The following is a 23213-nucleotide window of genomic DNA, read 5'->3' on the forward strand; positions in this document are numbered from 1 at the left end:
GGCGTGCCGGACAGAACCCTGGAGGCGCTGGGCCTCGCGACCGTACCCCTGCTGGAGCCGCTGGCGTATCCGGGACCGCCGGTGCCGGGACCCTCGCTGCTCGCCGGCGACCGGCTGCTGCCGCTGCGGCCCGCGCCGGGCGGGGTGGGGCGGTGGCGGGTCGCGGACGGCGGTACGGACACGGGGCTGGACGAGGCGCTGGCGGCGCTCGGGCAGCCGCCGGTGGCGGCGCGGGCGCCGGTGCTGGCGCTGGGGTCCAACGCGGCGCCGGGGCAGGTGCGGCACAAGCTGACGCACCTGGGGCTGCCCGCCGTCGTGCCGGTCTCCCCGGTCACCGCCGGCGGCCTCGGGGTCGGCGTCTCGGGGCACATCAGCGCGCCGGGGTACGTCGCGGCCGCCCCGTACGCCGAAGCTTCCGCCGAGTCGCGGCTGTGGGTGACGTGGCTGGACGACGGGCAACTGCGCGCCGTGGACAGCACGGAGATGCCCAACTACGGGCGCGCCCTGCTGCCGGCCGCGGAGTTCCCGGTGCGGCTGCCCGGCGGCGGGCGGCTGCCGGACACATACGTCTACTACAACACCCGCGGCATCCTCTCCGACGGCCGCGGCCGTCCGCTCCCCCACACCCCGGACCAACCCGCCCTCCTCGCCCGCCTCCTCGCCGCCTCCGCCCGGCTGCGGGACCTCCTGGGCCCGGCGCCCCGCGACTGGGTCGCGCGCGTGGGGGCCGACGCCGGCGTGCGGGAGGCGGGGACGCGGATCTTCCACGAGGAGGGCTGGCTGCTGCCCGAGCGGACCTTCGCGGCGTACGACGCGGGCGGCGGGGCGTACGCGGCGCACGAGGGGCCGTAGCACGAGCGGGGCGGCTCCCCCGCGTGTGCGGTGCGGGGCCGCTCAGCCGAAGGGCGGCGCCGCCTCCAGCGGGATCACCGAGGTCTTCCGCATCGCCACCCCCGCCGAGGTCTACGACGGACGCGGTCCGCGCGGCCGTGGTGCGGGGGCCGCTCGCGGCGGGGTCGCCCACCTGGACGTACGAGGACGGCGCCTTCGCAAAGTGGTGACACGCCCGGCGGCCGGCCGATGAGTTCCGGGCGGTGCGGAAGTCACAATCCGCAGAGGCCGCCGGACCGGCGCGCCGTACCCGAAGGAGACACATGGGAAAGCTCGTCTACTCGATGATCACCTCGCTCGACGGCTACGCCAAGGCGGCCGAGGGCGACCTCGGCAGGGGCGCCGAGGACCCGGAGGTGCACACCTTCATCAACGACCTCTTCCGCCCCGTCGGCACGTACCTCTACGGCCGGCGGATGTACGAGACGATGGTCTACTGGGAGACCGCGCACACCGAGCCCGGCCACCCGCCGCACATCCTGCAGTACGCCCGCGACTGGCAGGCCGCGGAGAAGGTCGTGTACTCCACGACGCTGGAGTCGGTGTCCAGCGCGAAGACCAGGATCGAGCGGAGCTTCGACCCGGAAGCGGTACGCAGACTGAAGGCCGAGTCCGCTCACGACCTCACCGTCGACGGGCCGAACCTCGCGGCGCAGGCGATCGCGGCCGGCCTGGTGGACGAGTACCACCTGTTCATCACCACGAGCGTGGTCGGCGGCGGCACGCCGTTCTTCCCCGGGGGCGTACGCCTCGACCTGGAGCTGGTCGAGGAGCGTGCCTTCGGCAGCGGACTGATCTACGCCCGCTACCGGACCCGGTGAGCCGCCGCCGGGTGCCCGCGCGGAACGGGCCCTGGAAGATCGAGAAGAACGACTCGTCGCTGCCGTCCACCGCACCCGTCGAGATCCCGGGGACGGGCCTGCACGCGGTCACTCGCCCCCGGAGGCCCCCGGGGCGGCGGAGTTGGCGATGGTCTCGTGGTGCCGGATGACCTCGGCGATGATGAAGTTGAGAAGTTTCTCGGCAAATGCCGGATCCAGCTTGGCGCTCTCCGCCAGCTCGCGGAGGCGGATGATCTGGCGGGCCTCGCGGGCGGGGTCGGCGGGCGGCAGGTGGTGGGCGGCCTTGAGACGGCCGACCTGCTGGGTGCATTTGAAGCGTTCGGCGAGCATGTGCACGACGGCCGCGTCGATGTTGTCGATGCTGTCGCGGAGCCGGTCCAGCTCGCCGCGTACATCGGAGTCGGAGAGGCCGTCCATGGCCGACGGGGACGTGGAGTGGTCGGTCATCCGGCCACCGTAACAGGGGCGGGCCGGTTGTCAGTGCCGGCTGTTACCTTCCTGGGCATGGCAAACGTGCAGGCGGGGGCGGACCGGCGGGCGATGGCCGCGGCGGCGGTGACGGTGGTGCTGTGGGCATCGGCCTTCGTCTCCATCCGGGATACGGGCGAGCACTTCAGCCCGGGTGCGCTGGCGCTCGGCCGGCTCCTGGCCGGCTCGGCCGCGCTGGCGCTGCTCCTGCTCGTGCGCCGCGAGGGGCTGCCGCCGCGGGGGGCGTGGCCGGGCATCGCCGTGTCGGGCACGCTCTGGTTCGGGGTGTACATGGTGGCGCTCAACTGGGGCGAGCAGTTGGTCGACGCGGGCACGGCCGCGATGGTCGTGAACGTCGGGCCGATGCTCGTGGCGCTGCTCAGCGGCTGGCTGCTGAAGGAGGGCTTCCCGCGGATGCTGCTCGCGGGCCTCGGCGTGTCCTTCGCGGGCGCCGTGGTGGTGGGCATATCGATGTCCGACGGGGGCAGTTCCTCCCTCGGCGGGGTGCTGCTGTGCCTGCTGGCCGCGGCGACGTACGCGTGCGGGGTCGTCAGCCAGAAGCCGGCGCTGGCGCACGCCTCCCCGCTCCAGGTCACGGCCTACGGCTGCATGACGGGCGCGGTGCTGTGCCTGCCGTTCGCCGGGCAGTTGGCGGGGCAGACAGGCGACGCGCCGCTCTCCGCGACGGCCAACGTGGTGTACCTCGGCATCTTCCCGACGGCGCTGGCCTTCACGACGTGGGCGTACGCGCTCAAGCGCACCACGGCGGGAAAGATGGGCGCCACGACGTACGCGGTCCCGGCGCTGGTGGTGCTGATGTCCTGGGCGGCCCTGGGCGAGGTCCCGGAGGTGCCGACGCTGCTGGGCGGCGCCCTGTGCCTGGCGGGCGTGGCGGTCTCACGCCGCCGCGGCATCCGCCGCGACCCACGCGTCGTCGCCTCGGGCGGCACGGCGGGGGCGGCGGCGGCCGGTGCGGCGCCGGAGGCCGGGACGGCGGCCGGGGAGCCGGCCGGAGGACCGGCCCAGGAGGAGAGCCCGCGCTGAGCGCGTGACCCGTGACCGCGGGTGGCAGCGGCCGGCAGCCGCCTACGCGGGGCCTCGCCCCCGCGGGGTCCGTTCCGCCACCGGCGGGTCCCCCGTGTCCGGGGCGCGGTCGCTCCAGGTGCCGGGTGCCGTGCGGCCCTGCTGGTCGCGGAAGTGCACCGGCGCCACCCCCACCCGGCGCGTGAACAGCCGTGAGAAGTACGCCGGGTCGTCGTACCCCACCCGCCGGGCGACCGCCGCGATCGGCAGCTCCGTGGCGGCCAGCAGCTCCTTCGCCCGGCCGAGCCGTATCCCCAGCAGGTAGTCCTTCGGACTGCACCCCGCCGCCCGGCGCACTGCGGAGCGCAGCTCCGCCGTCGTCATCCCGTGCCGCGCCGCGTGCTCGGCGACGGACAGCGGCAGGAAGGCGTCGCGGGCCAGCGCCGGCAGCACCGGGTCGCCGTCCGGTGCCATGTCCGCGCGCGACCGGCGCAGCGCCACGAGCAGGTCGTGCACGGCGGCGGAGGTCTCGACCTCCAGCATCGGGTTGCCGCGGCGGGCGGCGCGGGCGATGCGGGTGACGACGGTGCGCGGCCCGGTGGCGTCGCTGAGCGGCACCACGGGCCGCTCCGGCTGGACGTAGCCCAGCTCCGTGTACGCGGCCACGGCGGACCCGGTGAAGTCGACGAACGCCTCGTCCCAGCCGGTCGCGGGATCGGGCCCGTAGTGGTGGACGGCGCCCGGGGTGAGCCACAGCAGCGCCGGCGCCGCGACGTCCAGAACCGGGCCGTCGCCGTTGCGGAACCAGCCGCGGCCACTGCTGATGACGACGGCGACGTGGTGGTCGAGCGTGCGCGGCCCGACGACCGGCAGGTCGCCGTACTGCAGGCCGACGCCCAGGCAGACCAGGCCGAGCTTGCGGTGCACCGGACCGGGGGTGAAGTAGCGCATCCACGTGTGGTGGCTCATCGCCCGCCCTCCTTGCATCGCCGCCGCCGGGTCCGGGCACCGGGTCCAAGCGCCGAGTCCAAGCACCGTCGATCTTTGTCCATGGACGGGCGGGTGGCCAGGGGGCGAGAGTATTTGCCCGGCAATCGGCGACGAACGGCGGGAATCGGTGCCTGAGTTCACGGTGGAAGGCGACAGTTTTCTTCTCGACGGACGGCCGGTGCGGCTGCTGTCCGGGGCCATGCACTACTTCCGGGTGCACGAGGCGCAGTGGGGCCACCGCCTCGCGATGCTCCGCGCGATGGGCCTGAACTGCGTGGAGGCGTACGTCCCCTGGAACCTGCACGAGCCGCACCCCGGCCGCTACGAGGACGTCGCGGCCGCCGGCCGCTTCATCGACGCCGCGCAGGCCGCGGGGCTGTGGGTGCTCGTCCGCCCCGGTCCGTACATCTGCGCCGAGTGGGAGAACGGCGGGCTGCCACACTGGCTGACGGGACCGCTGGGCGCGCGGGTGCGCACCCGCGACCCGGAGTTCCTGGCCGCCGTGGACGACTGGTTCGACGCGGTGCTGCCGCAGGTGGCCGCCCGGCAGGTGACGCGGGGCGGTCCGGTGCTGATGGTGCAGGTGGAGAACGAGTACGGCTCGTACGGCAGCGACCGCGCCTATCTGCGCCATCTCGCCGACGGGCTGCGGGCCCGCGGCGTGACCGTGCCGCTGTTCACGGCGGACGGGCCCGAGGACCACATGCTCACCGGCGGCTCGCTGCCGGGACTGCCGGCGGCGGTGACCTTCGGCTCCGGCGCCCGGGAGGCGTTCGCGACGCTGCGCAGGCACCGTCCCGACGGGCCGCTGATGTGCGCGGAGTTCTGGTGCGGCTGGTTCGACCACTGGGGTGCGGAGCACGTCGTACGGGAACCGGCGGACGCCGCGGCGGTGCTGGCGGAGATCCTCGACTGCGGCGCGTCGGTGAACTTCTACATGGCGCACGGCGGCACCAGCTTCGGCGGCAGGGCGGGCGCGAACCGTGCGGGCGACCTGCACCGCGGGGCGCTCCAGCCGGACGTCACGTCGTACGACTACGGCGCGCCGGTCGACGAGTACGGGCGGGCCACGCCGAAGTTCGAGGCGTTCCGCGAAGTGCTGGCCCGGTACGCGGCCGGCCCGCTCCCCGACCCGCCGCCCCCGCCCCCGGCCCTCCCCGCGGCCGTGCCGGCGCCGGTCGACGGGCACGTGCCGGCGGCCCGGGTGCTGGCGGCGCTGGGCGGCCCGGAGCGGGAGCACGGGACGCCGCCGACGTTCGAGGAACTGGACGTCGACCGCGGTCTCGTCCGCTACCTCTTCCGTATCCCCGGCCCGCGGCGCCCGTACCCGCTGCTGGTCACCGGACTGCGCGACGTGGCGCTGGCATACGTGCGGGACGCGGCCGGCGAGCGGCGGATCGCGCTGGAGGGCGAGGAGGCGCCGCTCGGGGACGTCGCGGGTCCGGCCGAGGTCGAGGTGTGGGTGGAGTCGCTGGGCCGCGTCAACTACGGCCCGCGGCTGGGCGAGCCGAAGGGAATCACTGGCGGGCTGCTGCACGAGCGCCAGTACGTGCACGGCGTACGGGCCCGGGGGCTGCGCCTCGACGCCTTCGACGACACGGAGGCGGTGGCGGCGCTCTCGTACGGCCCGCCGGACACGGGCGGCACGGGGCTGTACCGGGCGTCGGCGCAGATCGCGAAGCCCGGCGACGCCGCGCTCACGCTGCCCGGCTGGGGCCGGGGCTGGGCGTGGGTGAACGGCTTCTGCCTGGGCCGCTACTGGGCGGTGGGACCGCAGGAGTCGCTGTACGTCCCGGGCCCGGTGCTCCGCACGGGCGCCAACGAGGTGCTGCTGCTGGAGCTGGTCGAGCCCGGCGGCGAGCCGCTGCTCGCCCCGCCGCCGTCCTGACCCGCGGGGCTACGCCCCCTCCGACAGCCGCGCCGGGAAGCCCCCGGTGGCCACCGGACCCCACCGCTCCGGCGTGATCCGGATCAGCGACTTCCCCTGCCGCACCATGGCCTCGCGGTACTCGTCCCAGTCGGGGTGCTCCCCCGCGATGTTGCGGAAGTACTCCACGAACGGCTCCACGTCCTCCGTCGCGTCGATCACCTCCGCCGCGCCGTCGACCTGCACCCACGGCCCGTCCCACTCGTCGGACAGCACCACGATCCCGGCCCGCGGGTCGCGCCGCGCGTTGCGCGTCTTGGCCCGCTCCGGGTACGTGGACACCACGATCCGCCCCGCGTCGTCCACCCCGCAGGTCAGCGGCGACGCCTGCGGCGAGCCGTCGGCCCGCCGGGTGAGCAGCAGGGCCCGGTGCCTGGGCCGGACGAAGTCGAGCAGCCCGGCGAGGTCGACCCGGGTGTTGGTGGCGATGTTGGGGCTCATGCGCGTCACGATACGTCGCACCGGGCCGCGCGGCACGGGGCCCGTACAGTGGGCTGGAGTCGGACCCTGGGGGTCGCAGGTGGACAGCGCGAGCGAGGTCGTGCACGGCTTTCCGCATCTGCGGACCGTGCGGTCGGCCCTGACGGCGCTCTACCGGCGGCTCACCGCGGACGTCCTGCACGCCGACTTCGCGGTCAGCGTCCCCCCGGCCGACGTCGCCCTGGCCGCGGACGAGGATCTGTACCTCGGCGTCCAGCGCGTGGCGCACACGCTGGTGCAGCATCTGCGGCTGCCGGACGCGCGGGTGATCGTCGGCTTCCGGGAGATGCCGGAGGCCGCGGTCGTGGAGCTGGCCGCGGGGCCGGAGTACTTCGTCGAGCTGAACCCGCGCTTCCGCGACCACCGCAGGGACATCGGCGGGGCGCTGGCGCACGAGGTGATGCACGTCTATCTGGACCGCCTCGACCTGTCCTTCCCCGACACCGGGGAGAACGAGATCCTCACCGACACCGCGACCGCCTACCTCGGCGCGGGCTGGCTGCTGCTGGACGCCTTCCGGGAGGGCGGCGGCGCCTCGCAGCGGTTCGGCTATCTGACGCCCGAGGAGTTCGGCTACGTCGTCGCCAAGCGCGCCCTCGCCTTCGGCGAGAACCCGGAAGTCTGGTTCACCAGCCCGCAGGCGTACGAGGCGTACACCGAAGGCATGCGCATGGCGCGCCGGGACGCCGCCCGCCCGCCGCTGACGGCGAGCGGCCGGCTGGGCCGGCACCGGTACACCAGGGACCGCAGGCGAGCGCAGGAGCTGTTCCTGGGCGCGGCGGGCGGGGAGACGGGCGGCGAGCCGGGCGGCGGGCTGACGACGACGGCCGCCCCCGTGGACGGCTACGCCTTCGAGGCGGGGCCCCCGATGCGGGTGTCGTTCCCGTGCCCCGTCTGCCACCAGCGGATCCGGGTGCCGGTGCGCGGGTTCGTACGGGCGCGCTGCGGGCTGTGCAAGGCGGTGCTGGAGTGCGACACGTGACCGGCCCGCGGAACCCCCGGGGTCCGCGGGCCGGTACGTGCCGCGTCCTCAGCCCTTGATCGCCCCGGCCGCGAGACCGGAGGCCAGCCGCCGCTGCACGATCACGAAGAAGATCAGCACCGGCAGCGTGATCAGCGTGGAGCTGGCCATGACCGGCCCCCACGCGGTGTCGTTCTCGCCGAAGAACTGGTAGATCCCGACGGCCGCCGTGTACTTCTCGCTGTCCTTCATGAACGTGTACGCGAAGACGAACTCGTTCCAGGCGGTGATGAAGGCGAACACGCTGGTGGCCACCAGGCCGGGCGCCACCAGCGGCAGCAGCACGGACCAGAACATCCGCGGCCAGGTGCAGCCGTCGATGTACGCCGCCTCCTCGACCTCCTTCGGCACGGTGGCGACGAACCCGCGCAGCGTCCAGATCGCGAACGGCAGCGACAGCGCGATGTAGACGATCGTCAGCCCGAGCAGGCTGTTGAGCATCTCGTAGTCGCGCATCTGCAGGAAGAGCGGGATGACCAGCGCTTCCAGCGGCACCATCTGCACGATCAGGATCATGATCAGCACGGAGGTGCGGAACTTGAACCGGAAGCGCGCCACGGCCACGGCCGCGAAGAGCGACAGCGCGGCGGCGGCCAGGATGGTGCCGAGGCCGACGATCGCCGAGTTCAGCAGGTAGCGGTCGAAGTCGCCCTCGTTCCACACCCGGCTGAAGTGCTCGAACGTGACGCCGCTGGGCAGCAGGTCCGAGCCGCGCGAGGCGGCCCGCGGGTCCAGCGCCGTGCTCATCATCCAGTAGACGGGGAAGAGGGTGAAGATCAGCAGTCCCGCGACTGCGGCCGGCAGGCCGATGCGCGAGCCGATCGAGGTGCGTTTCACAGGTCCTCCTCCCCCTGCCGGAAGAGCGTGCGGATGTAGACGAGGGTGATGGCGATGAGCAGCAGGGTGAGCATCACCGCCGCGGCGGCGCCGGCCCCGTAGTCGTTCTTGGCGAACGCCTCGATGTACGAGTACACGCCGAGGTTCATGACGTCCTCGTTGCTTCCGCTGCCGCCGGGCATGAGGAAGATCTGGGTGAAGACCTTGAAGTCCCAGATGGTCGAGAGGATGGTCACGACCAGGAAGATCGGCCGCAGCGCCGGCACGGTGATGCGCCAGAACCGCTGCCAGGCGCTCGCGCCGTCGATCATCCCGGCCTCGTACAGCTCCTTCGGCACGGTCATCAGGCCCGCGAGCACGGTGATGGCGACGAAGGGGAAGCCGTGGTGGACGACGTTGAGGGTGGCGATGGCGTAGAAGCCGAGCCGCTCGGTGAACCAGTTGGTGGTCTCGGGGTCGATGAGCCCGAGAGCGCCCGCCAGCCGGCTCATCAGCCCGTCCTCCGCGGCGAAGAGCCACACCCAGACGTACGTGCCGGTGACGGCGGGCATCGCCCAGGCGGCCATGATCGCGGTGGAGCAGACCACCCGCCACACGGTGCCCAGCCGGTTGAGCAGCAACGCGACGAAGGTGCCGAACGCCACCGTGAGGATCACGCAGCCGAAGGCGAAGAACGCCGTGTTCGGCAGCACCGTCTTCCACAGCAGCTCGTTGGAGAGCAGGGCGGAGTAGTTGTCGAAGCCGGTCCAGGTGCCGACGCCGCCGCCGAACTTGACCTCGTACTCCTGCAGCGACAGCTTGCCGACCTCGATCAGCGGCCACAGCAGCAGCCCGGCCAGCACCACGAGGGAGGGTGCCAGCAGCAGCCACGGCCGGGTCACCGTCACCAGCCGCTTGCGGCGGCGGGCGGCGTCAGCGGAGGCGCGGCCGGGCCGCGACGGCTCCGTGGGAGGAGCCAGCGCGACCTCGGCGGCGATCGAATCCTTCACTGTGTCTTTCCGTGTCCTTGTCCGAAACCAGGGTCTACTCGGACTTGGCGAAGATGTCGTCCATCTCGCCGGCGGCCTTGTCCGCTGCCTCCTGGACGCTCTGGTCGCCCTTGAGCACGGACTGGACCAACTTCAGCACCACCTGGCTGGCCTGGATCTCGCCGTAGGAGGTGGTCTTGGGGACGGTCGCGCCGGCCTCGAGCATCTGCTTGGCGAACGGCTCGACCAGCGGGTCGCCCTTGTCGGCGATCTTCTTCAGCTCGGTGTTGGTGCCGGGGAAGTAGTTCGTCTGCTCGGCCCACTCGGCGGCGAACTTGCCGGTGGTGGCCATCTTGACGTACTCCCAGGCCAGTTCCTTCTTGTCGCTGTCGAACGTCGACAGGTAGGAGCCGCCGAGGAACGACGGGCTCATGCCGCCGTCCTTGCCGGGTATCGGCGCGGCGGCGATCTTGCCCTCCAGCTCGGGGGCCTCGTCGAGGAAGGTCTTGGGGGTCCAGTTGCCGGAGATCGTCATGGCGACGTTCCCCTTCGTGAACTCCTGGGCCACCTCGTCCTCGCGCCAGGTGGTGACCTTCGCCGGGGACACCTTGTCCTTCGTGGCGAGGTCGGTGTAGAACTGCAGGCCCTCGACGGACTCCGGCGAGTTGATGGCCGACTTCCAGGTGTCGCCCTCCTGCACGGCGGGCTCGCCGCCCGCGCCCCAGACGAAGGGCATCGCGAACATCTCGGCCCCGCCGGCGACGGGGAACGAGATCATGTCCGGCTCCTCCTTCTTCAGGGTGAGCGCGACGTCCCGGAGCTCTTCCCAGGTCGTCGGGGCCTTCAGGCCGTGCTTGTCGAAGATGTCCTTGCGGTAGACGAGGCCGCGCACGCCCGCGTACCAGGGCATGCCGTACTGCTTGCCCTCCAGCGTGCCCGCGTCCTTCAGCCCCTCGACCAGGTCCTGGTCGAGCCCGGCGTCCTTCACCTGGTCGGTGACGTCCACCAGACCGCCGGTCTCGGCGAACTGGGGCACCCAGGTGGTGCCGACCTCGGCGACGTCCGGCACCTGGTCCGGGCCGCCCTCGATCGCAGTGGTGAACTTGCGCTGGGCGCTCTCCCACTGCTGGTACTCGACGTTGACCTTCGCGCCGGTCTTCTTCTCGAACTCCTTGTTCAGTTTGTCGAAGAAGGGCTCGGCATCGGGGTTGGTCCCCTTCATGATCCAGACGTCGAGGGTCTTGCCCTTGCCGTCCAGTGCGTCGCCGCCGCCGCCGTCCCCATCGTCGGAGTCGCTGCCACAGGCAGCGAGCCCCAGCACCATTGCGGCGCTCACGGCGCCGATGACGAACTTCCGCATGAACCGCTCCCGCTCTCCACTGAGCCGAACCTGAACTTGTCTAGACCAGCAGGACGGTATGGAGTGGTTTAACCAGGGTCAAGGGTGGTTTCGAGGTGATGCCGAACCGTTGTCTGAGGTGTCGCCGAAGCGTCCATCCGACAATTGTCCGACCTTTGGCGTTGCGCGCTGTGCATCCGAAACTATCATCGCCATTTTCTTCCCGCCCGCCTCCGGCGCACGACCGGAGGCGGGGTTGGAAGCGCTTGCTATGGCGAAGCGTCAGCCGGTGGCCTTACCGGAAGCGGTCAGCGTGCAGGCGTCTCCGTTGAGCGTGGCGCGCTTCGGTGGCGAAACATCACCCGTATGGCTCGCCAGATAGCCCAGCGAGACACTCTTCCCCGGCTCGATCACCGCGTTGTGCGGGGCGTTGGCCGCCGTGATCATGTCGCTGCCCTGGAAGAGGTCGGTGTTCCAGTCGGAGATCACGGTCTGCCCCATCGCCAGGGGGAACTTCAGCGTCCAGCCGTCGATCGGCGTGCTGCCCGTGTTGGTGAGCGTCAGATCCGCGGTCAGGCCGCCGCCCCAGGTGGTCGAGGCGATGTCCAGCGCGCAGGTCGGCCGCTGCCGCTCGAAGGCGACCTTGTGCAGCCCGCCCGGCAGGTCGTTGACCACGTAGAACTCGCCGTCGACCGTCTCGCCGACATCGGTGATCTGGGTCGGGAACCGGCCGATCTCGGCCTGCCGGTAGCCGCCCCGGCCGTCCGCACGCAGCGCCCAGACCGCCGACGAGCAGTAGTCGGTGCCGATGTACGTGCCGCCCAGCAGGTCGGCGTACCGCTCGCCGCGGTAGACCCGGCCGCCGACCACGGCACAGCCGCCGGTCTGCGGGGAGTAGGTGAACACGGGGTCGGTGTAGTCGGCGTCCCCGGCGCACTGGGCCTCGTCGAAGACCTCGAAGCCCTCGCGGCAGGACCAGCCGAAGTTCGCGCCCGGCTGCTCCGAACGGGCGACGTGGTCGATCTCCTCCCAGCGGCCCTGGCCGACGTCGCCGAGCCACAGCGAGCCGTCCGCGGGGTCGAAGGAGAAGCGCCAGGGGTTGCGCAGCCCGTACGCCCAGATCTCCGGGCGGGCGCCCGCGGTGCCGGCGAAGGGGTTGTCCTGCGGCACGCAGTACGGCAGGTCGCCGCAGGTCCTGCTGACGTCGATGCGCAGCAGCTTGCCCAGCAGGGTGTCGAGGCGCTGGCCGCTGTCGAACGGGTCGCCGGCGCCACCGCCGTCGCCGATGGTCCAGTAGAGGTAGCCGTCGGGGCCGAAGGCGAGCGTGCCACCGTTGTGGTTGCTGTACTCGGCGTGCTCCTGGGCGAGCAGCACCTCGAGACCGCCGTCGTCGAGCCCGTAGCGGGCGAGGGTGATCGCCCCGTCGGGCAGCGCGCTGTAGACCACGTACAGGTCCTGCACCGCGGGGAACTCGGGGTCGGGGACGATGGCGAGCAGCCCGCGCTCGTTGCCGGACTCGTCGACGACGTCGGTGAGGTCGGCGACGGGCTCCGGGGCGAGGCCGGTGTCGGGGTGGTAGGCGCGGACGGTGCCGCGCTTCTCGGCGATGAACAGCCGGCCGCTGCCGTCGTCGGGCGCGGCGATGTCGATGGGGCGGCGGAGTCCGGAGGCCACCTGGGTGGTGGTCACCGCCAGCTCCTCCAGCGGGACGTCGGCGGCCGGACCCGATCCGGTGACGGTCGGTTCGGGAGCGGCGGCGGCCGTGAGCGGGGCGAACAGGGCGAGCACTAAGGCGAGGAACAGCGGTGCCGTCGAGCGACGTCTGAGCATGTGGACTCCTGGGATACGAACGGGAGTTGCATGACGGCGCACCTTCCCGGAAGGTATCCGCTGCGCCCCGGCCGCACCAGACCGCAGCCATCCCGTCCGCCCCGCCTGCCCCGCCCGCTCCCGCGGCCCCACCGCGCCCCCGGACGCGCCGAGGCGCCCGCCTCAACGGTCGGGGAGAGGCAGGCGCCGCGGGTCTTGCTGTTCCGTACCTCGTTGTACGGGACATCCCAAGGACATCTCTGTGGTGCGGCCGGGCGTCAGACCACCAGCGCCCGGTCCGTCGGCCGGATCGGCGCCGGCAGGTCGCTGGCGCCCGTCAGCATACGGTCCACGCCGCGCGCCGCGGAACGCCCCTCGGCGATCGCCCAGACGATCAGCGACTGGCCGCGCCCGGCGTCGCCGGCGACGAAGACGCCGGGGACGCTGGTGGCGTAGTCCGCGTCGCGGGCGACGTTGCCGCGCGCGTCCAGCTCCAGGCCCAACTGCTCGACCAGACCGTTCTCCCGGTCCACGCCGGTGAAGCCCATCGCGAGGGTGACCAGCTCGGCCGGGATCTTCTCCTCGGTGCCCGGCACCGGCTTGAACCCGCCGTCCTCGAACCGCACCTCGACCAGGTGCAGGAAGGCCACGTTGCCGTCCTCGTCGCCCTCGAAGTGGGTGGTCGAGACCGCGTAGACGCGCTCGCAGCCCTCCTCGTGGGCGGAGGTGACCTTGTACGTCATCGGGTAGACCGGCCACGGCTGGCCCTCGGGGCGCTCGTCCGAAGGACGCGGCATGATCTCCAGTTGGGTCACGGACGCCGCGCCCTGCCGGCGCGCGGTGCCGACGCAGTCGGCGCCGGTGTCGCCGCCGCCGATGACCACGACGTGCTTGCCCTCGGCGGTAAGCGGCGGGGTGACGTAGTCGCCTTCCTGGACCTTGTTGGCCAGCGGCAGGTACTCCATCGCCTGGTGGATGCCGGCCAGTTCGCGGCCCGGCACCGGCAGGTCGCGGGCGGTGGTGGCGCCGGCGGCGACGACCACCGCGTCGTAGCGCTTGCGCAGCTTGGCGGCGTCGATGTCGCGGCCGATCTCCACGCCCGTACGGAACTTGGTGCCCTCCGCCCGCATCTGCTCGACGCGCAGGTTGATGTGCCGCTTCTCCATCTTGAACTCGGGGATGCCGTACCGCAGCAGCCCGCCGATCCGGTCCGCGCGCTCGTACACCGCGACCGTGTGCCCGGCCCGGGTCAACTGCTGCGCGGCGGCCAGCCCCGCGGGGCCCGAGCCGATGACGGCGACCGTCTTGCCCGACAGCCGCTCCGGCGGCTGCGGCGTGACGACGCCGGCCTCCCACGCCTTGTCGATGATGGTGACCTCGACGTTCTTGATGGTCACCGCCGGCTGGTTGATGCCCAGCACGCAGGCCGTCTCGCACGGCGCCGGGCACAGCCGCCCGGTGAACTCCGGGAAGTTGTTGGTCGCGTGCAGCCGCTCGCTGGCGGCGGTCCAGTCCTCGCGGTAGGCGAAGTCGTTCCACTCGGGGATCAGGTTGCCCAGCGGACAGCCGTTGTGGCAGAAGGGGATGCCGCAGTCCATGCAGCGGCCCGCCTGCTTGCTGATGACGGGCAGCAGCGAGCCCGGGACGTAGACCTCGTTCCAGTCCTTGACCCGCTCGGCGACGGGCCGGGTCTCGGCGACCTCGCGGCCGGTGGTCAGGAAGCCCTTGGGGTCAGCCATGGAGCGCAGCCTCCATCATCTTCTCGTGCGTCTGGGCCTCGGTGAGGCCGGCCCGCTCAGCGGCGTCCTTGGCGGTGAGCACTGCCTTGTACGTGGACGGGTAGACCTTGCTGAACCGGGCGACGCCCGCGTCGGGGGCGTCCCACTCGGCGAGCAGCTTCCCGGCGACGGTCGAGCCGGTCTCCTCGTGATGGCGGCGCACCACGTCGTGCAGCCACTCCCGGTCGGCGTCGTCCAGCTTCTCGACGGCGGCGAGGTTGCCCTCGTTGACGTTGTCCGGATCGAGGTCGATGACGTACGCGACGCCGCCGGACATGCCGGCCGCGAAGTTGCGCCCGGTCTCGCCCAGCACGACCGCCTGGCCGCCGGTCATGTACTCGCAGCCGTGGTCGCCGACGCCCTCGGCGACGACGAGCGCGCCGGAGTTGCGGACGCAGAACCGCTCGCCGACCTTGCCGCGCAGGAACATCTCGCCGCCGGTGGCGCCGTACGCGAGGGTGTTGCCCGCGATGACGCTGTACTCGGCGAGGTGCTCCGCGGCGAGGTCCGGGCGGACCACGAGCCGGCCGCCGGACAGGCCCTTGCCGACGTAGTCGTTGGCGTCGCCCTCCAGCCGCAGCGTGACGCCGCGGGGCACGAAGGCGCCGAAGGACTGGCCGGCGGAGCCGGTGAAGGTGATGTCGATCGCGCCGTCGGGGAGTCCTTCACCGCCGAACTTCTTCGTCACCTCGTGGCCGAGCATGGTGCCGACCGTGCGGTTGATGTTGCGGATCGCCACCCGGGCCCGTACGGGCTGGGCCTCGGCGGCGGACGGCGCGGCCAGCGCGTCGGCGGCGAGCTTGATCAGCTCGTTGTCGAGCGCCTTCTCCAGGCCGTGGTCCTGGCCGGTGACCTGGTAGCGCGCGGCGCCCGCCGGCAGCTCCGGCACGTACAGCAGCGGCGCGAGGTCCAGGCCCTGCGCCTTCCAGTGGTCGACGGCGCGGGTGATGTCGAGCATCTCGGCGTGGCCGACGGCCTCGTCCAGGCTGCGGAAGCCCAGCTCGGCCAGGAGCTCGCGGACCTCCTCGGCGATGAACTCGAAGAAGTTGACGACGTGTTCCGCCTGGCCGGAGTAGCGCTCGCGGAGCACCGGGTTCTGGGTGGCGATGCCGACCGGGCAGGTGTCCAGGTGGCACACGCGCATCATCACGCAGCCGGAGACCACCAGCGGCGCGGTCGCGAAGCCGAACTCCTCGGCGCCGAGGAGCGCGGCGACGACCACGTCGCGGCCGGTCTTGAGCTGGCCGTCGGTCTGCACCACGATCCGGTCGCGCAGCCCGTTGAGCAGCAGCGTCTGCTGCGTCTCGGCGAGGCCCAGCTCCCAGGGGCCGCCGGCGTGCTTGAGCGACGTCAGCGGGGAGGCGCCGGTGCCGCCGTCGTGGCCGGAGATCAGCACCACGTCGGCGTGCGCCTTGGACACCCCGGCCGCGACCGTGCCGACGCCGACCTCGCTGACCAGCTTCACGTGGATGCGGGCCCGCGGGTTGGCGTTCTTCAGGTCGTGGATGAGCTGCGCCAGGTCCTCGATCGAGTAGATGTCGTGGTGCGGCGGCGGCGAGATGAGGCCGACGCCGGGGGTGGAGTGCCGGGTCCTGGCCACCCACGGGTACACCTTGTGGCCGGGCAACTGGCCGCCCTCGCCGGGCTTGGCGCCCTGCGCCATCTTGATCTGGATGTCGTCCGCGTTGACCAGGTACTCGCTGGTGACGCCGAAGCGGCCGGAGGCCACCTGCTTGATCGCCGAGCGCCGCCGCGGGTCGTACAGCCGGTCGGCGTCCTCGCCGCCCTCGCCGGTGTTGGACTTGCCGCCGAGCTGGTTCATCGCGATCGCCAGCGTCTCGTGCGCCTCCCGCGAGATGGAGCCGTACGACATCGCGCCGGTGGAGAACCGCTTGACGATCTCGGCGACGGGCTCGACCTCGTCGAGCGGCACGGACGGGCGGTCCGACGCCAGCCGGAAGAGCCCGCGCAGCGTCATCAGCCGCTCGGACTGCTCGTCCACGCGCTGCGTGTACTGCTTGAAGATGTCGTAGCGGCGGGTGCGGGTCGAGTGCTGCAGCCGGAAGACCGTGTCCGGGTCGAACAGGTGCGGCTCGCCCTCGCGGCGCCACTGGTACTCGCCGCCGATCTCCAGGTTCCGGTGCGCCGGGGCGATGCCCGAGGCCGGGTACGCCTTGGCGTGCCGGGCGGCGACCTCCCGGGCGACGACGTCGAGTCCCGCGCCGCCGATCTTGGACGTGGTGCCGTGGAAGTAGGTGTCCACGAACTCCTGGTCCAGGCCGATGGCCTCGAAGACCTGCGCACCGCGGTACGAGGCGACGGTGGAGATGCCCATCTTGGACATCACCTTCAGCACGCCCTTGCCCAGCGCCTTGATCAGGTTGCGGATGGCGGCCTGCGCGTCGCCGTCCGGGCCGCCCTCGATGAACGTGCCGGCGCGGACGAGGTCCTCGACGGACTCCATCGCCAGGTACGGGTTGACCGCGGCGGCGCCGTACCCGATGAGCAGCGCGACGTGGTGCACCTCGCGCACGTCGCCGGCCTCGACCAGCAGGCCGACCTGGGCACGCTGCTTGGTCCGGATCAGGTGGTGGTGGACGGCCGAGGTGAGCAGCAGCGACGGGATCGGGGCGTGCTCGGCGTCGGAGTGCCGGTCGGAGAGGACCAGCAGCCGGGCGCCGGAGTCGATCGCCGCGTCCACCTCGGTGCAGACCTCCGCGAGCCGGTCGGCGAGCGCCTGGCCGCCGCCCTGCACGCGGTAGAGCCCGGAGAGCGTCACGGACTTGAAGCCCGGCATGTCGCCGTCGGCGTTGACGTGGATGAGCTTGGCCAGCTCGTCGTTGTCGAGGACGGGGAAGGGGAGCGTGACCGTACGGCAGGACGCGGGCGTGGGCTTGAGCAGGTTGGCCTGCGGGCCCAGCGCCGAGTGCAGCGAGGTGACCAGCTCCTCGCGGATCGCGTCCAGCGGCGGGTTGGTGACCTGCGCGAAGAGCTGGGTGAAGTAGTCGAAGATCAGCCGCGGCCGGTCCGAGAGCCCGGCGAGCGGGGTGTCGGAGCCCATGGAGCCGATCGGCTCCGCGCCGGTGCGGGCCATCGGCGCGAGCAGGACGCGCAGTTCCTCCTCGGTGTAGCCGAAGGTCTGCTGGCGGCGGGTGACCGAGGCGTGGGTGTGCACGATGTGCTCGCGCTCGGGCAGCTCGGGCAGCGCGACGATGCCGGCGTCCAGCCAGTCCCCGTACGGGTGCTCGGCGGCCAGCTCCGCCTTGATCTCGTCGTCCTCGACGATGCGGTGCTGCGCGGTGTCGACCAGGAACATCCGGCCGGGCTGCAGCCGGCCCTTGCGCACGACGCGGTCCGGGTCGAAGTCGAGCACGCCGACCTCGGAGGCCAGCACGACCAGGCCGTCGTCGGTGACCCAGTAGCGGCCGGGGCGCAGGCCGTTGCGGTCCAGGACGGCGCCGACGAGGGTGCCGTCGGTGAAGCTGACGCCGGCCGGGCCGTCCCAGGGCTCCATGACGGTGGAGTGGTACTGGTAGAACGCCCGCCGGGCCGGGTCCATGGACTCGTGGTTCTCCCACGCCTCCGGGATCATCATCAGCATGGCGTGCGGCAGCGACCGGCCGCCGAGGTGCAGCAGCTCCAGCACCTCGTCGAAGGAGGCGGTGTCGGAGGCGTCGGGGGTGCAGATGGGGAAGACCCGCTCCAGGTCGTGCTCCCCGAACAGCTCCGAGTAGAGCTGGGATTCGCGCGCGCGCATCCAGTTGCGGTTGCCCTTGACCGTGTTGATCTCGCCGTTGTGCGCGATGTAGCGGTACGGGTGGGCCAGCGGCCAGCTCGGGAAGGTGTTGGTGGAGAACCGGGAGTGCACGACGCCGATGGCGGTGGTCAGCCGGCGGTCCGACAGGTCCGGGAAGAACGGTTCGAGCTGCCCGGTGGTCAGCATGCCCTTGTAGACCAGGGTCCGCGAGGACAGCGAGGGGAAGTACACGTCGGTCTCGCGCTCGGCGCGCTTGCGCAGCACGAACGCGGACCGGTCCAGCTCGATGCCGCTCTTGCGGGCCGCCGGGTCGGCGCTCTCGACGAAGAGCTGGGCGAACGACGGCATGGTCGCGCGGGCGCCGGCGCCGAGCAGCCCGGGCGCGACGGGCACCTCGCGCCAGCCGAGGACCCGCAGGCCCTCCTCGGCGGCGATGGCCCCGACCCGCTCCCGTACGGCGGCGGCCTCGTCCTCGGCCACGGGCAGGAAGGCCATGCCGACGGCGTACGAACCGGCGGCCGGCAGCGGGAAGCCGGCGGTGGCGCGCAGGAAGGCGTCCGGGACCTGCAGCAGGATGCCGGCGCCGTCGCCGGTGTCGGGGTCGGAGCCGGTGGCACCGCGGTGTTCCAGGTTGCGCAGCACCGTCAGCGCCTGCTGGACGAGTGCGTGGCTGGCCTCCCCGCTCAGCGTGGCGACGAAGCCGACCCCGCAGGCGTCGTGCTCGTACCGGGGGTCGTACAGCCCCTGCGCTGCAGGGCGGGCCGCCTGGGATGCGTGCCGCATCGGCTCTCCCGTCGTCGTCGTGGCAGTGATGCGTGCCGAGGGACGACGTTGGCCCTGGCCGAAATTTCGTGCAGGTTACATGATGACCTGCAGCTCAGGAAGCGGATACCGCGTATCAGCATCCGGACACTCCGGGTCGGGGAGTGCGCCCCGCCGCGCGGGGGATCTGCACGGTTCGTGCAGGACGAAGCGCGGGCGGCACTGCCCGCGGTTCCCCTCACATGCCCGCGTGGGTCCGGTTCGAAACGCGGGGGAAATAGATCAGGCGTGCGGGCGGATCGCTTTCGAGGATACGGGATCCGGCCGGGCCCGCGGCCCGGCGCCAGGGCCCGTCTTCGCGCCCGCGTCGTGCGCCCGCAGGCCGGGGGCTAGCCCCCGACCGTGGCCCCGAAGAGGGCGCCCAGGCCGTACGTGACGGCCGCCGCGGACCCGCCGAGGAGCAGTTGCCGCAGCCCGCTGTACCACCAGGTGCGGGCGGTGATCCGCGCCACCGCCGAGCCGCAGGCGAAGAGCCCGACCAGCGCGAGCACCACCGCGGGCCACAGAGCCGTGGCGCCCAGCAGATACGGCAGCACCGGGAGCAGCGCACCGACGGCGAAGGAGCCGAACGACGACAGCGCCGCCACCAGCGGCGACGGCAGGCCGCCCGGGTCGACGCCCAGCTCCTCGCGGGCGTGGATCTCCAGCGCCTGCTCCGGGTCGCGCATGAGCTGCCTGGACACCTCGGCGGCCAGCTCCGGGTCCACCCCGCGGGACTCGTACAGGTCGCTCAGCTCGCGCAGCTCGTCCTCCGGGTGCCGGCTCAGCTCGCGCCGCTCCACGTCCAGCTCGGCGAGGACCAGCTCCCGCTGGGAGGCGACGGAGGTGTACTCCCCCGCGGCCATCGAGAACGCCCCGGCCGCCAGCCCCGCGAGGCCGGTGAGCACGATCGTCGAGGACGAGACCGAGCCGCCTGCAACGCCGGTGATCAGCGCGAGGTTGGACACCAGCCCGTCCATCGCGCCGAAGACGGCGGGCCGCAGCCAGCCGCCGGTGACGTCACGGTGGGTATGGCCGTGGCGCTCGGCCGGCCCGCCCGCCTGGAGCCCCGCGGACATGGATCGCGCTCCCCTCGTCGATCTTCAGTTCGACGATACGCGGGGTCCCGGCGGCCCGCCAGCAAGGCAGGCCGTACTCACCTGGGGCGACGCGGCCGGCCGGGCCGAGGCCCGCGGGTGCCCGGGGCCGGTGTGTCCGGGGGCGGCGGGGTGGCCGGGGCGCGTTAGCTTCGGGGTGGCCCAGCGTCTTCCGTACCGCAGCGAGGTGTCCGCGTGCCGCCGCTCCCCGTCTTCACCCGCCTCCTGCGCCGGCTGCTGGGAAGCGAGCGCTGGCAGCGGCTCCACGTCCGGGCGGCCGGGTGGGCGGTGGTCGTGGTCGTCGTCGTGATGCTGGCCGGCTCCTGGCTGATCGTGCCGGTCGAGCGGTCGGCGCCGCGCGCGAACATCACCTCCTTTCCGCTGGCGCTGTGGTGGTCCGTGGAGACGGCCTCCACCGTCGGCTACGGCGATCTGTACCCCGTCACCTTCGGCGGCCGGGTGATCGCCACGGTGCTGCTGTTCGTGGGGATCGCGCTGTTCAGCGTGGTCACGGCGGCCGTGGCCACCTGGTTCGTCGGCGACGCCGCGCGCCGCGCGAAGCGGCTGACGGGGGATGTGGAGAGCGCGGAGCGCGCGGCGAGGTCCGAGGTCGCGGACGAACTGCGCGCGCTGCACGCGCACTTCGAGCGCCTGGAGCGGACCGTGACCGCCGCGAAGGGCGAGGGGCGGCCGGGCGGCGGGGGCGCGAGCGGCTGAGGTGTGAGTGGCGCTGCGGCCGCGGGGTTGCTTCGGATGCGCGGGGGGACTCCCCCGGCGGAGGTGCCCTTACCGGCCGTGCCGGCGGGGTTCGGTCGCCGGACTCGCCGGACAGACTCTAGGGGACGATCCGGCCGGGCAACCGGGCCGGACACGGGCGGGGCCGTCGCCGCGGGTGCGGTGACGGCCCTGCCGTGCGTGCGGTGTGCCGGGCGGCTACGTGTGCCGGCCGCGCTCCCCCGCGGGGGCGTCCCCCGCGGTCTTGGCCTCGGCCGCGCCGGCGGTCGCGGGCTCCTGCTCCTGGTCGTCGGCGGCCCCGGAAGCGTCGCCGGGCTCGTCCTGGCCGTCGGTCTTGCCGGGCTCGCCGTCCTTCGCGTCGGCCCCGGCCTTCCCGGCGGCACCGGGCTCGTCCAGCGCGGCGGGCTCCACGACCTCCTCGCGGCCCGGCCGCTTCTTCGCCGACACCACGATGTAGAGCACCGCGGCGGCGAAGACCAGGATCGACGTCCAGACGTTGAGCCGCAGCCCGAGGACGTCGTGCGCCTCGTCCACGCGCAGGTACTCGATCCAGCCACGGCCCGCCGTGTACGCCGCGACGTAGAGCGCGAAGGCCCGGCCGTGGCCGAGGCGGAAGCGCCGGTCGGCCCAGATCACCAGCAGCGCGACGCCGATGCACCACAGCGACTCGTACAGGAAGGTGGGGTGGAAGGTCTCGGCGGTGCCGGTGACGGAGTGCTCGGCGTCGATCTCGACGGCCCAGGGCACGTCGGTCTGCTTGCCGTACAGCTCCTGGTTGAACCAGTTGCCCCAGCGGCCCAGGGCCTGGGCGAGCGCGATACCGGGCGCGACGGCGTCGGCGTAGGCCGGGATCGGGATGCCGCGGCGGCGGCAGCCGATCCAGGCGCCGAGCGCGCCCATCGCGATGGCGCCCCAGATGCCGAGGCCGCCCTCCCAGATCTCGAACGCCTTGACCCAGTCGCCGCCCTCGCCGAAATACGGCTCGTACGTGGTGACGACGTGGTAGAGCCGGCCGCCGACGAGGCCGAAGGGCACGGCCCAGATGGCGATGTCCGCGACGGTCCCCGCCCGGCCGCCGCGCTCGATCCAGCGGCGTCCGCCGAGCCAGATGGCTGCGAAGATGCCGAGCAGGATGGCGAGGGCGTAACCGCGCAGCGGGAGCGGTCCGAGGTGCCAGACGCCGTCGGAAGGGCTGGGGATGTATGCGAGATCCATAGCAGCACCGACGGTACAGGGCCGCGGCGCGGCGCGGGGAGCCCGCGGGGACAACGGCTCCGTAACTCTCCGCGATATCGCCGCCGCGCACCGGTGGCTCAGCCCTTGCCGGCGTCCTCGACGAGCTGCTTGAAGCTCTCCGGCGTGAGGTTCGAGCCAGGCCCGAGGATGTTCTTGCCCTCCAGCAGGACGGTGGGGGTCGAGTTGTGGCCGGACTTGCCGAACGCCTCGTCGGAGGCGCCGACCCAGCCGTCGAACCTGCCGTCGTCGACGCAGGAGTCGAAGCGCTTGCCGCGCAGCCCGTCCACCTTGCCCGCGAGGTCCTTCAGGTGCCCCTTGTCGGCGAAGGCGTCGTCGTTCTCCGGCGGCTGGTTGCGGAAGAGCACGTCGTGGTACGGGACGAACTTGCCGGCGTCCTGGGCGCAGGCGGCGGCGTTGGCGGCGTTCAGCGAGCCGGTGCCGCCGAAGTTGCCGTCGATGAGCCTGACCAGCCGGTACTCGGTGCGCAGCTTCCCGGCGTCCTCCAGGTCGTTGATCGTCTTGCTGAAGCGGCTCTCGAACTGGCCGCAGGCCGGGCAGCGGAAGTCCTCGTACACCGTGAGGTCGGCCGGGGCGTCCGCCTTGCCCGCGGGCAGCGCGAGGCGGTCCTTGCCGACGGCGCCCTTCGGGAACGCGACGGGCTTGTCGTTGGTGTCACTGCCGCTGTTCTGGCCGATGAGGACGCCGACCACCGTGACCACGGCGAGCACCCCGACCACCGCGGCGAGCACGGTCAGCATCCGCCGACGCTTGTCCTTGGACCTCTGCCGCTCGCGCTCGGCCTGCATCCGGTCCCGGGCGGTGCGCTTCCCCTGAGGGTTGTTCTCGCTCACGCCCGGCTATAACGAGGGACCCGCCCCCCGGTGACGGATCAGAACACGCGCCCGTACTGCAGGTAAGCGGCGGCGGCGGAGAGCACCAGCACGACCGAGACGAGGACGAGGCAGACCGTGAGGGCGCGCGGCACCGGCGCGTGGGGCATCCGCGGACGGGGCCGGGGCACCCGGCGCTGCCTGGGGGCCGCTTCGCGCCGGGACTCCTCGGCGGCGAGGCGCTCGGTGACCTCGTACCACCGCGCGGAGCGCTCCTTCGGGGCGGTGGCCTCTATCTGGCCCAGGGAGTCCCTCTGGAACCGCTCCCATATGTCCTCGGGCAGACGCGGTTCGTCGTCGGCGCCGGGCTGTTTGCCGGCCATC

The 23213-nt window shown here is 72.6% G+C and carries 19 protein-coding genes; 6 read left to right on the forward strand and 13 right to left on the reverse strand.

The genetic code is table 11. The annotated features are described in order from the left end of the window. Positions 1 to 3 precede the first annotated feature (3 nt). On the forward strand, positions 4 to 852 hold the full coding sequence (locus ACFYVJ_RS17345; protein WP_388892105.1) for a hypothetical protein: 849 nt from the start codon (positions 4 to 6) through the stop codon (positions 850 to 852). A 302-nt stretch (positions 853 to 1154) separates the two neighbouring features. Then, complete coding sequence (locus ACFYVJ_RS17350; protein WP_388892108.1) at positions 1155 to 1712, forward strand: dihydrofolate reductase family protein; 558 nt, start codon at positions 1155 to 1157, stop codon at positions 1710 to 1712. A 108-nt stretch (positions 1713 to 1820) separates the two neighbouring features. Here the strand turns inward: ACFYVJ_RS17350 and ACFYVJ_RS17355 are convergent, their stop codons facing one another. After that, a complete protein-coding gene (locus ACFYVJ_RS17355) occupies positions 1821 to 2180 on the reverse strand; it encodes a chorismate mutase (RefSeq protein ID WP_388892111.1) in 360 nt (119 codons plus the stop codon). Positions 2181 to 2237: 57 nt separating this feature from the next. Between ACFYVJ_RS17355 and ACFYVJ_RS17360 the strand changes: the two genes are divergently transcribed. Next, positions 2238 to 3245, forward strand: coding sequence for a DMT family transporter (locus ACFYVJ_RS17360; RefSeq protein ID WP_388892114.1), 1008 nt, complete (start codon positions 2238 to 2240; stop codon positions 3243 to 3245). A 42-nt stretch (positions 3246 to 3287) separates the two neighbouring features. On the opposite strand, the gene ACFYVJ_RS17365 is transcribed toward ACFYVJ_RS17360, so the two are convergent. Then, positions 3288 to 4193 (reverse strand): helix-turn-helix domain-containing protein, encoded by a 906-nt coding sequence (locus ACFYVJ_RS17365; protein WP_388892117.1) that lies wholly within the window; start codon positions 4191 to 4193, stop codon positions 3288 to 3290. A gap of 148 nt (positions 4194 to 4341) precedes the next feature. Here ACFYVJ_RS17365 and ACFYVJ_RS17370 point away from each other — a divergent pair, with 148 nt between their 5' ends. Next, the gene (locus ACFYVJ_RS17370; protein ID WP_388892120.1) at positions 4342 to 6102 is read left to right on the forward strand and encodes a beta-galactosidase; all 1761 of its coding nucleotides are present in this window, start codon (positions 4342 to 4344) and stop codon (positions 6100 to 6102) included. 9 nt (positions 6103 to 6111) lie between these two features. Here the strand turns inward: ACFYVJ_RS17370 and ACFYVJ_RS17375 are convergent, their stop codons facing one another. Continuing rightward, positions 6112 to 6582 (reverse strand): PPOX class F420-dependent oxidoreductase, encoded by a 471-nt coding sequence (locus ACFYVJ_RS17375; protein ID WP_388892123.1) that lies wholly within the window; start codon positions 6580 to 6582, stop codon positions 6112 to 6114. A 79-nt stretch (positions 6583 to 6661) separates the two neighbouring features. Here ACFYVJ_RS17375 and ACFYVJ_RS17380 point away from each other — a divergent pair, with 79 nt between their 5' ends. Continuing rightward, complete coding sequence (locus ACFYVJ_RS17380; protein WP_388892126.1) at positions 6662 to 7603, forward strand: hypothetical protein; 942 nt, start codon at positions 6662 to 6664, stop codon at positions 7601 to 7603. A 48-nt stretch (positions 7604 to 7651) separates the two neighbouring features. Here the strand turns inward: ACFYVJ_RS17380 and ACFYVJ_RS17385 are convergent, their stop codons facing one another. The 7 genes from ACFYVJ_RS17385 to ACFYVJ_RS17415 form a co-directional block, all read right to left on the reverse strand. Continuing rightward, entirely contained in the window at positions 7652 to 8479 is an 828-nt protein-coding gene (locus ACFYVJ_RS17385; protein WP_388892129.1) for a carbohydrate ABC transporter permease, read from the reverse strand. After that, positions 8476 to 9468: a carbohydrate ABC transporter permease gene (locus ACFYVJ_RS17390; RefSeq protein WP_388892133.1), complete on the reverse strand. Its 993-nt coding sequence runs from the start codon at positions 9466 to 9468 to the stop codon at positions 8476 to 8478. Before ACFYVJ_RS17390 ends, ACFYVJ_RS17385 begins: the two co-directional genes overlap by 4 nt. Positions 9469 to 9502: 34 nt before the next feature. Next, a complete protein-coding gene (locus ACFYVJ_RS17395) occupies positions 9503 to 10807 on the reverse strand; it encodes a sugar ABC transporter substrate-binding protein (protein WP_388892136.1) in 1305 nt (434 codons plus the stop codon). Positions 10808 to 11068: 261 nt separating this feature from the next. Then, positions 11069 to 12616 (reverse strand): PQQ-dependent sugar dehydrogenase, encoded by a 1548-nt coding sequence (locus ACFYVJ_RS17400; RefSeq protein WP_388892139.1) that lies wholly within the window; start codon positions 12614 to 12616, stop codon positions 11069 to 11071. 257 nt (positions 12617 to 12873) lie between these two features. Continuing rightward, positions 12874 to 14334, reverse strand: a complete 1461-nt coding sequence (locus tag ACFYVJ_RS17405) for a glutamate synthase subunit beta (RefSeq protein ID WP_388892142.1) — start codon at positions 14332 to 14334, stop codon at positions 12874 to 12876. After that, positions 14327 to 18913, reverse strand: coding sequence for a glutamate synthase large subunit (gene gltB, locus ACFYVJ_RS17410; RefSeq protein WP_388892145.1), 4587 nt, complete (start codon positions 18911 to 18913; stop codon positions 14327 to 14329). Before gltB ends, ACFYVJ_RS17405 begins: the two co-directional genes overlap by 8 nt. 368 nt (positions 18914 to 19281) lie before the next feature. Continuing rightward, positions 19282 to 20010, reverse strand: coding sequence for a VIT1/CCC1 transporter family protein (locus ACFYVJ_RS17415; RefSeq protein WP_388892148.1), 729 nt, complete (start codon positions 20008 to 20010; stop codon positions 19282 to 19284). A 213-nt stretch (positions 20011 to 20223) separates the two neighbouring features. Here ACFYVJ_RS17415 and ACFYVJ_RS17420 point away from each other — a divergent pair, with 213 nt between their 5' ends. Beyond that, on the forward strand, positions 20224 to 20745 hold the full coding sequence (locus ACFYVJ_RS17420; RefSeq protein WP_388892151.1) for a potassium channel family protein: 522 nt from the start codon (positions 20224 to 20226) through the stop codon (positions 20743 to 20745). A gap of 216 nt (positions 20746 to 20961) precedes the next feature. On the opposite strand, the gene lgt is transcribed toward ACFYVJ_RS17420, so the two are convergent. The 3 genes from lgt to ACFYVJ_RS17435 all read right to left on the reverse strand — a co-directional run bounded on the left by lgt (position 20962) and on the right by ACFYVJ_RS17435 (position 23212). Continuing rightward, positions 20962 to 21978, reverse strand: coding sequence for a prolipoprotein diacylglyceryl transferase (gene lgt / locus ACFYVJ_RS17425; RefSeq protein ID WP_388892154.1), 1017 nt, complete (start codon positions 21976 to 21978; stop codon positions 20962 to 20964). 98 nt (positions 21979 to 22076) lie between these two features. Beyond that, on the reverse strand, positions 22077 to 22850 hold the full coding sequence (locus tag ACFYVJ_RS17430) for a DsbA family protein (RefSeq protein WP_388892157.1): 774 nt from the start codon (positions 22848 to 22850) through the stop codon (positions 22077 to 22079). Positions 22851 to 22888: 38 nt separating this feature from the next. Further along, a complete protein-coding gene (locus tag ACFYVJ_RS17435; RefSeq protein ID WP_388892160.1) occupies positions 22889 to 23212 on the reverse strand; it encodes a hypothetical protein in 324 nt (107 codons plus the stop codon). Position 23213: the final 1 nt, after the last annotated feature.

Source organism: Streptomyces sp. NPDC004134, from assembly GCF_042874195.1.
GTDB lineage: Bacteria > Actinomycetota > Actinomycetes > Streptomycetales > Streptomycetaceae > Streptomyces.

Coding starts and splice junctions, on each gene's coding strand:
- ACFYVJ_RS17365 (WP_388892117.1), bottom strand. CDS start 4,193: ATGAGCCACCACACGTGGATGCGCTACTTCACCCCCGGTCCGGTGCAC.
- ACFYVJ_RS17395 (WP_388892136.1), bottom strand. CDS start 10,807: ATGCGGAAGTTCGTCATCGGCGCCGTGAGCGCCGCAATGGTGCTGGGG.
- ACFYVJ_RS17360 (WP_388892114.1), top strand. CDS start 2,238: ATGGCAAACGTGCAGGCGGGGGCGGACCGGCGGGCGATGGCCGCGGCG.
- lgt (WP_388892154.1), bottom strand. CDS start 21,978: ATGGATCTCGCATACATCCCCAGCCCTTCCGACGGCGTCTGGCACCTC.
- ACFYVJ_RS17375 (WP_388892123.1), bottom strand. CDS start 6,582: ATGAGCCCCAACATCGCCACCAACACCCGGGTCGACCTCGCCGGGCTG.
- ACFYVJ_RS17435 (WP_388892160.1), bottom strand. CDS start 23,212: ATGGCCGGCAAACAGCCCGGCGCCGACGACGAACCGCGTCTGCCCGAG.
- ACFYVJ_RS17405 (WP_388892142.1), bottom strand. CDS start 14,334: ATGGCTGACCCCAAGGGCTTCCTGACCACCGGCCGCGAGGTCGCCGAG.
- ACFYVJ_RS17415 (WP_388892148.1), bottom strand. CDS start 20,010: ATGTCCGCGGGGCTCCAGGCGGGCGGGCCGGCCGAGCGCCACGGCCAT.
- ACFYVJ_RS17355 (WP_388892111.1), bottom strand. CDS start 2,180: ATGACCGACCACTCCACGTCCCCGTCGGCCATGGACGGCCTCTCCGAC.
- gltB (WP_388892145.1), bottom strand. CDS start 18,913: ATGCGGCACGCATCCCAGGCGGCCCGCCCTGCAGCGCAGGGGCTGTAC.
- ACFYVJ_RS17350 (WP_388892108.1), top strand. CDS start 1,155: ATGGGAAAGCTCGTCTACTCGATGATCACCTCGCTCGACGGCTACGCC.
- ACFYVJ_RS17400 (WP_388892139.1), bottom strand. CDS start 12,616: ATGCTCAGACGTCGCTCGACGGCACCGCTGTTCCTCGCCTTAGTGCTC.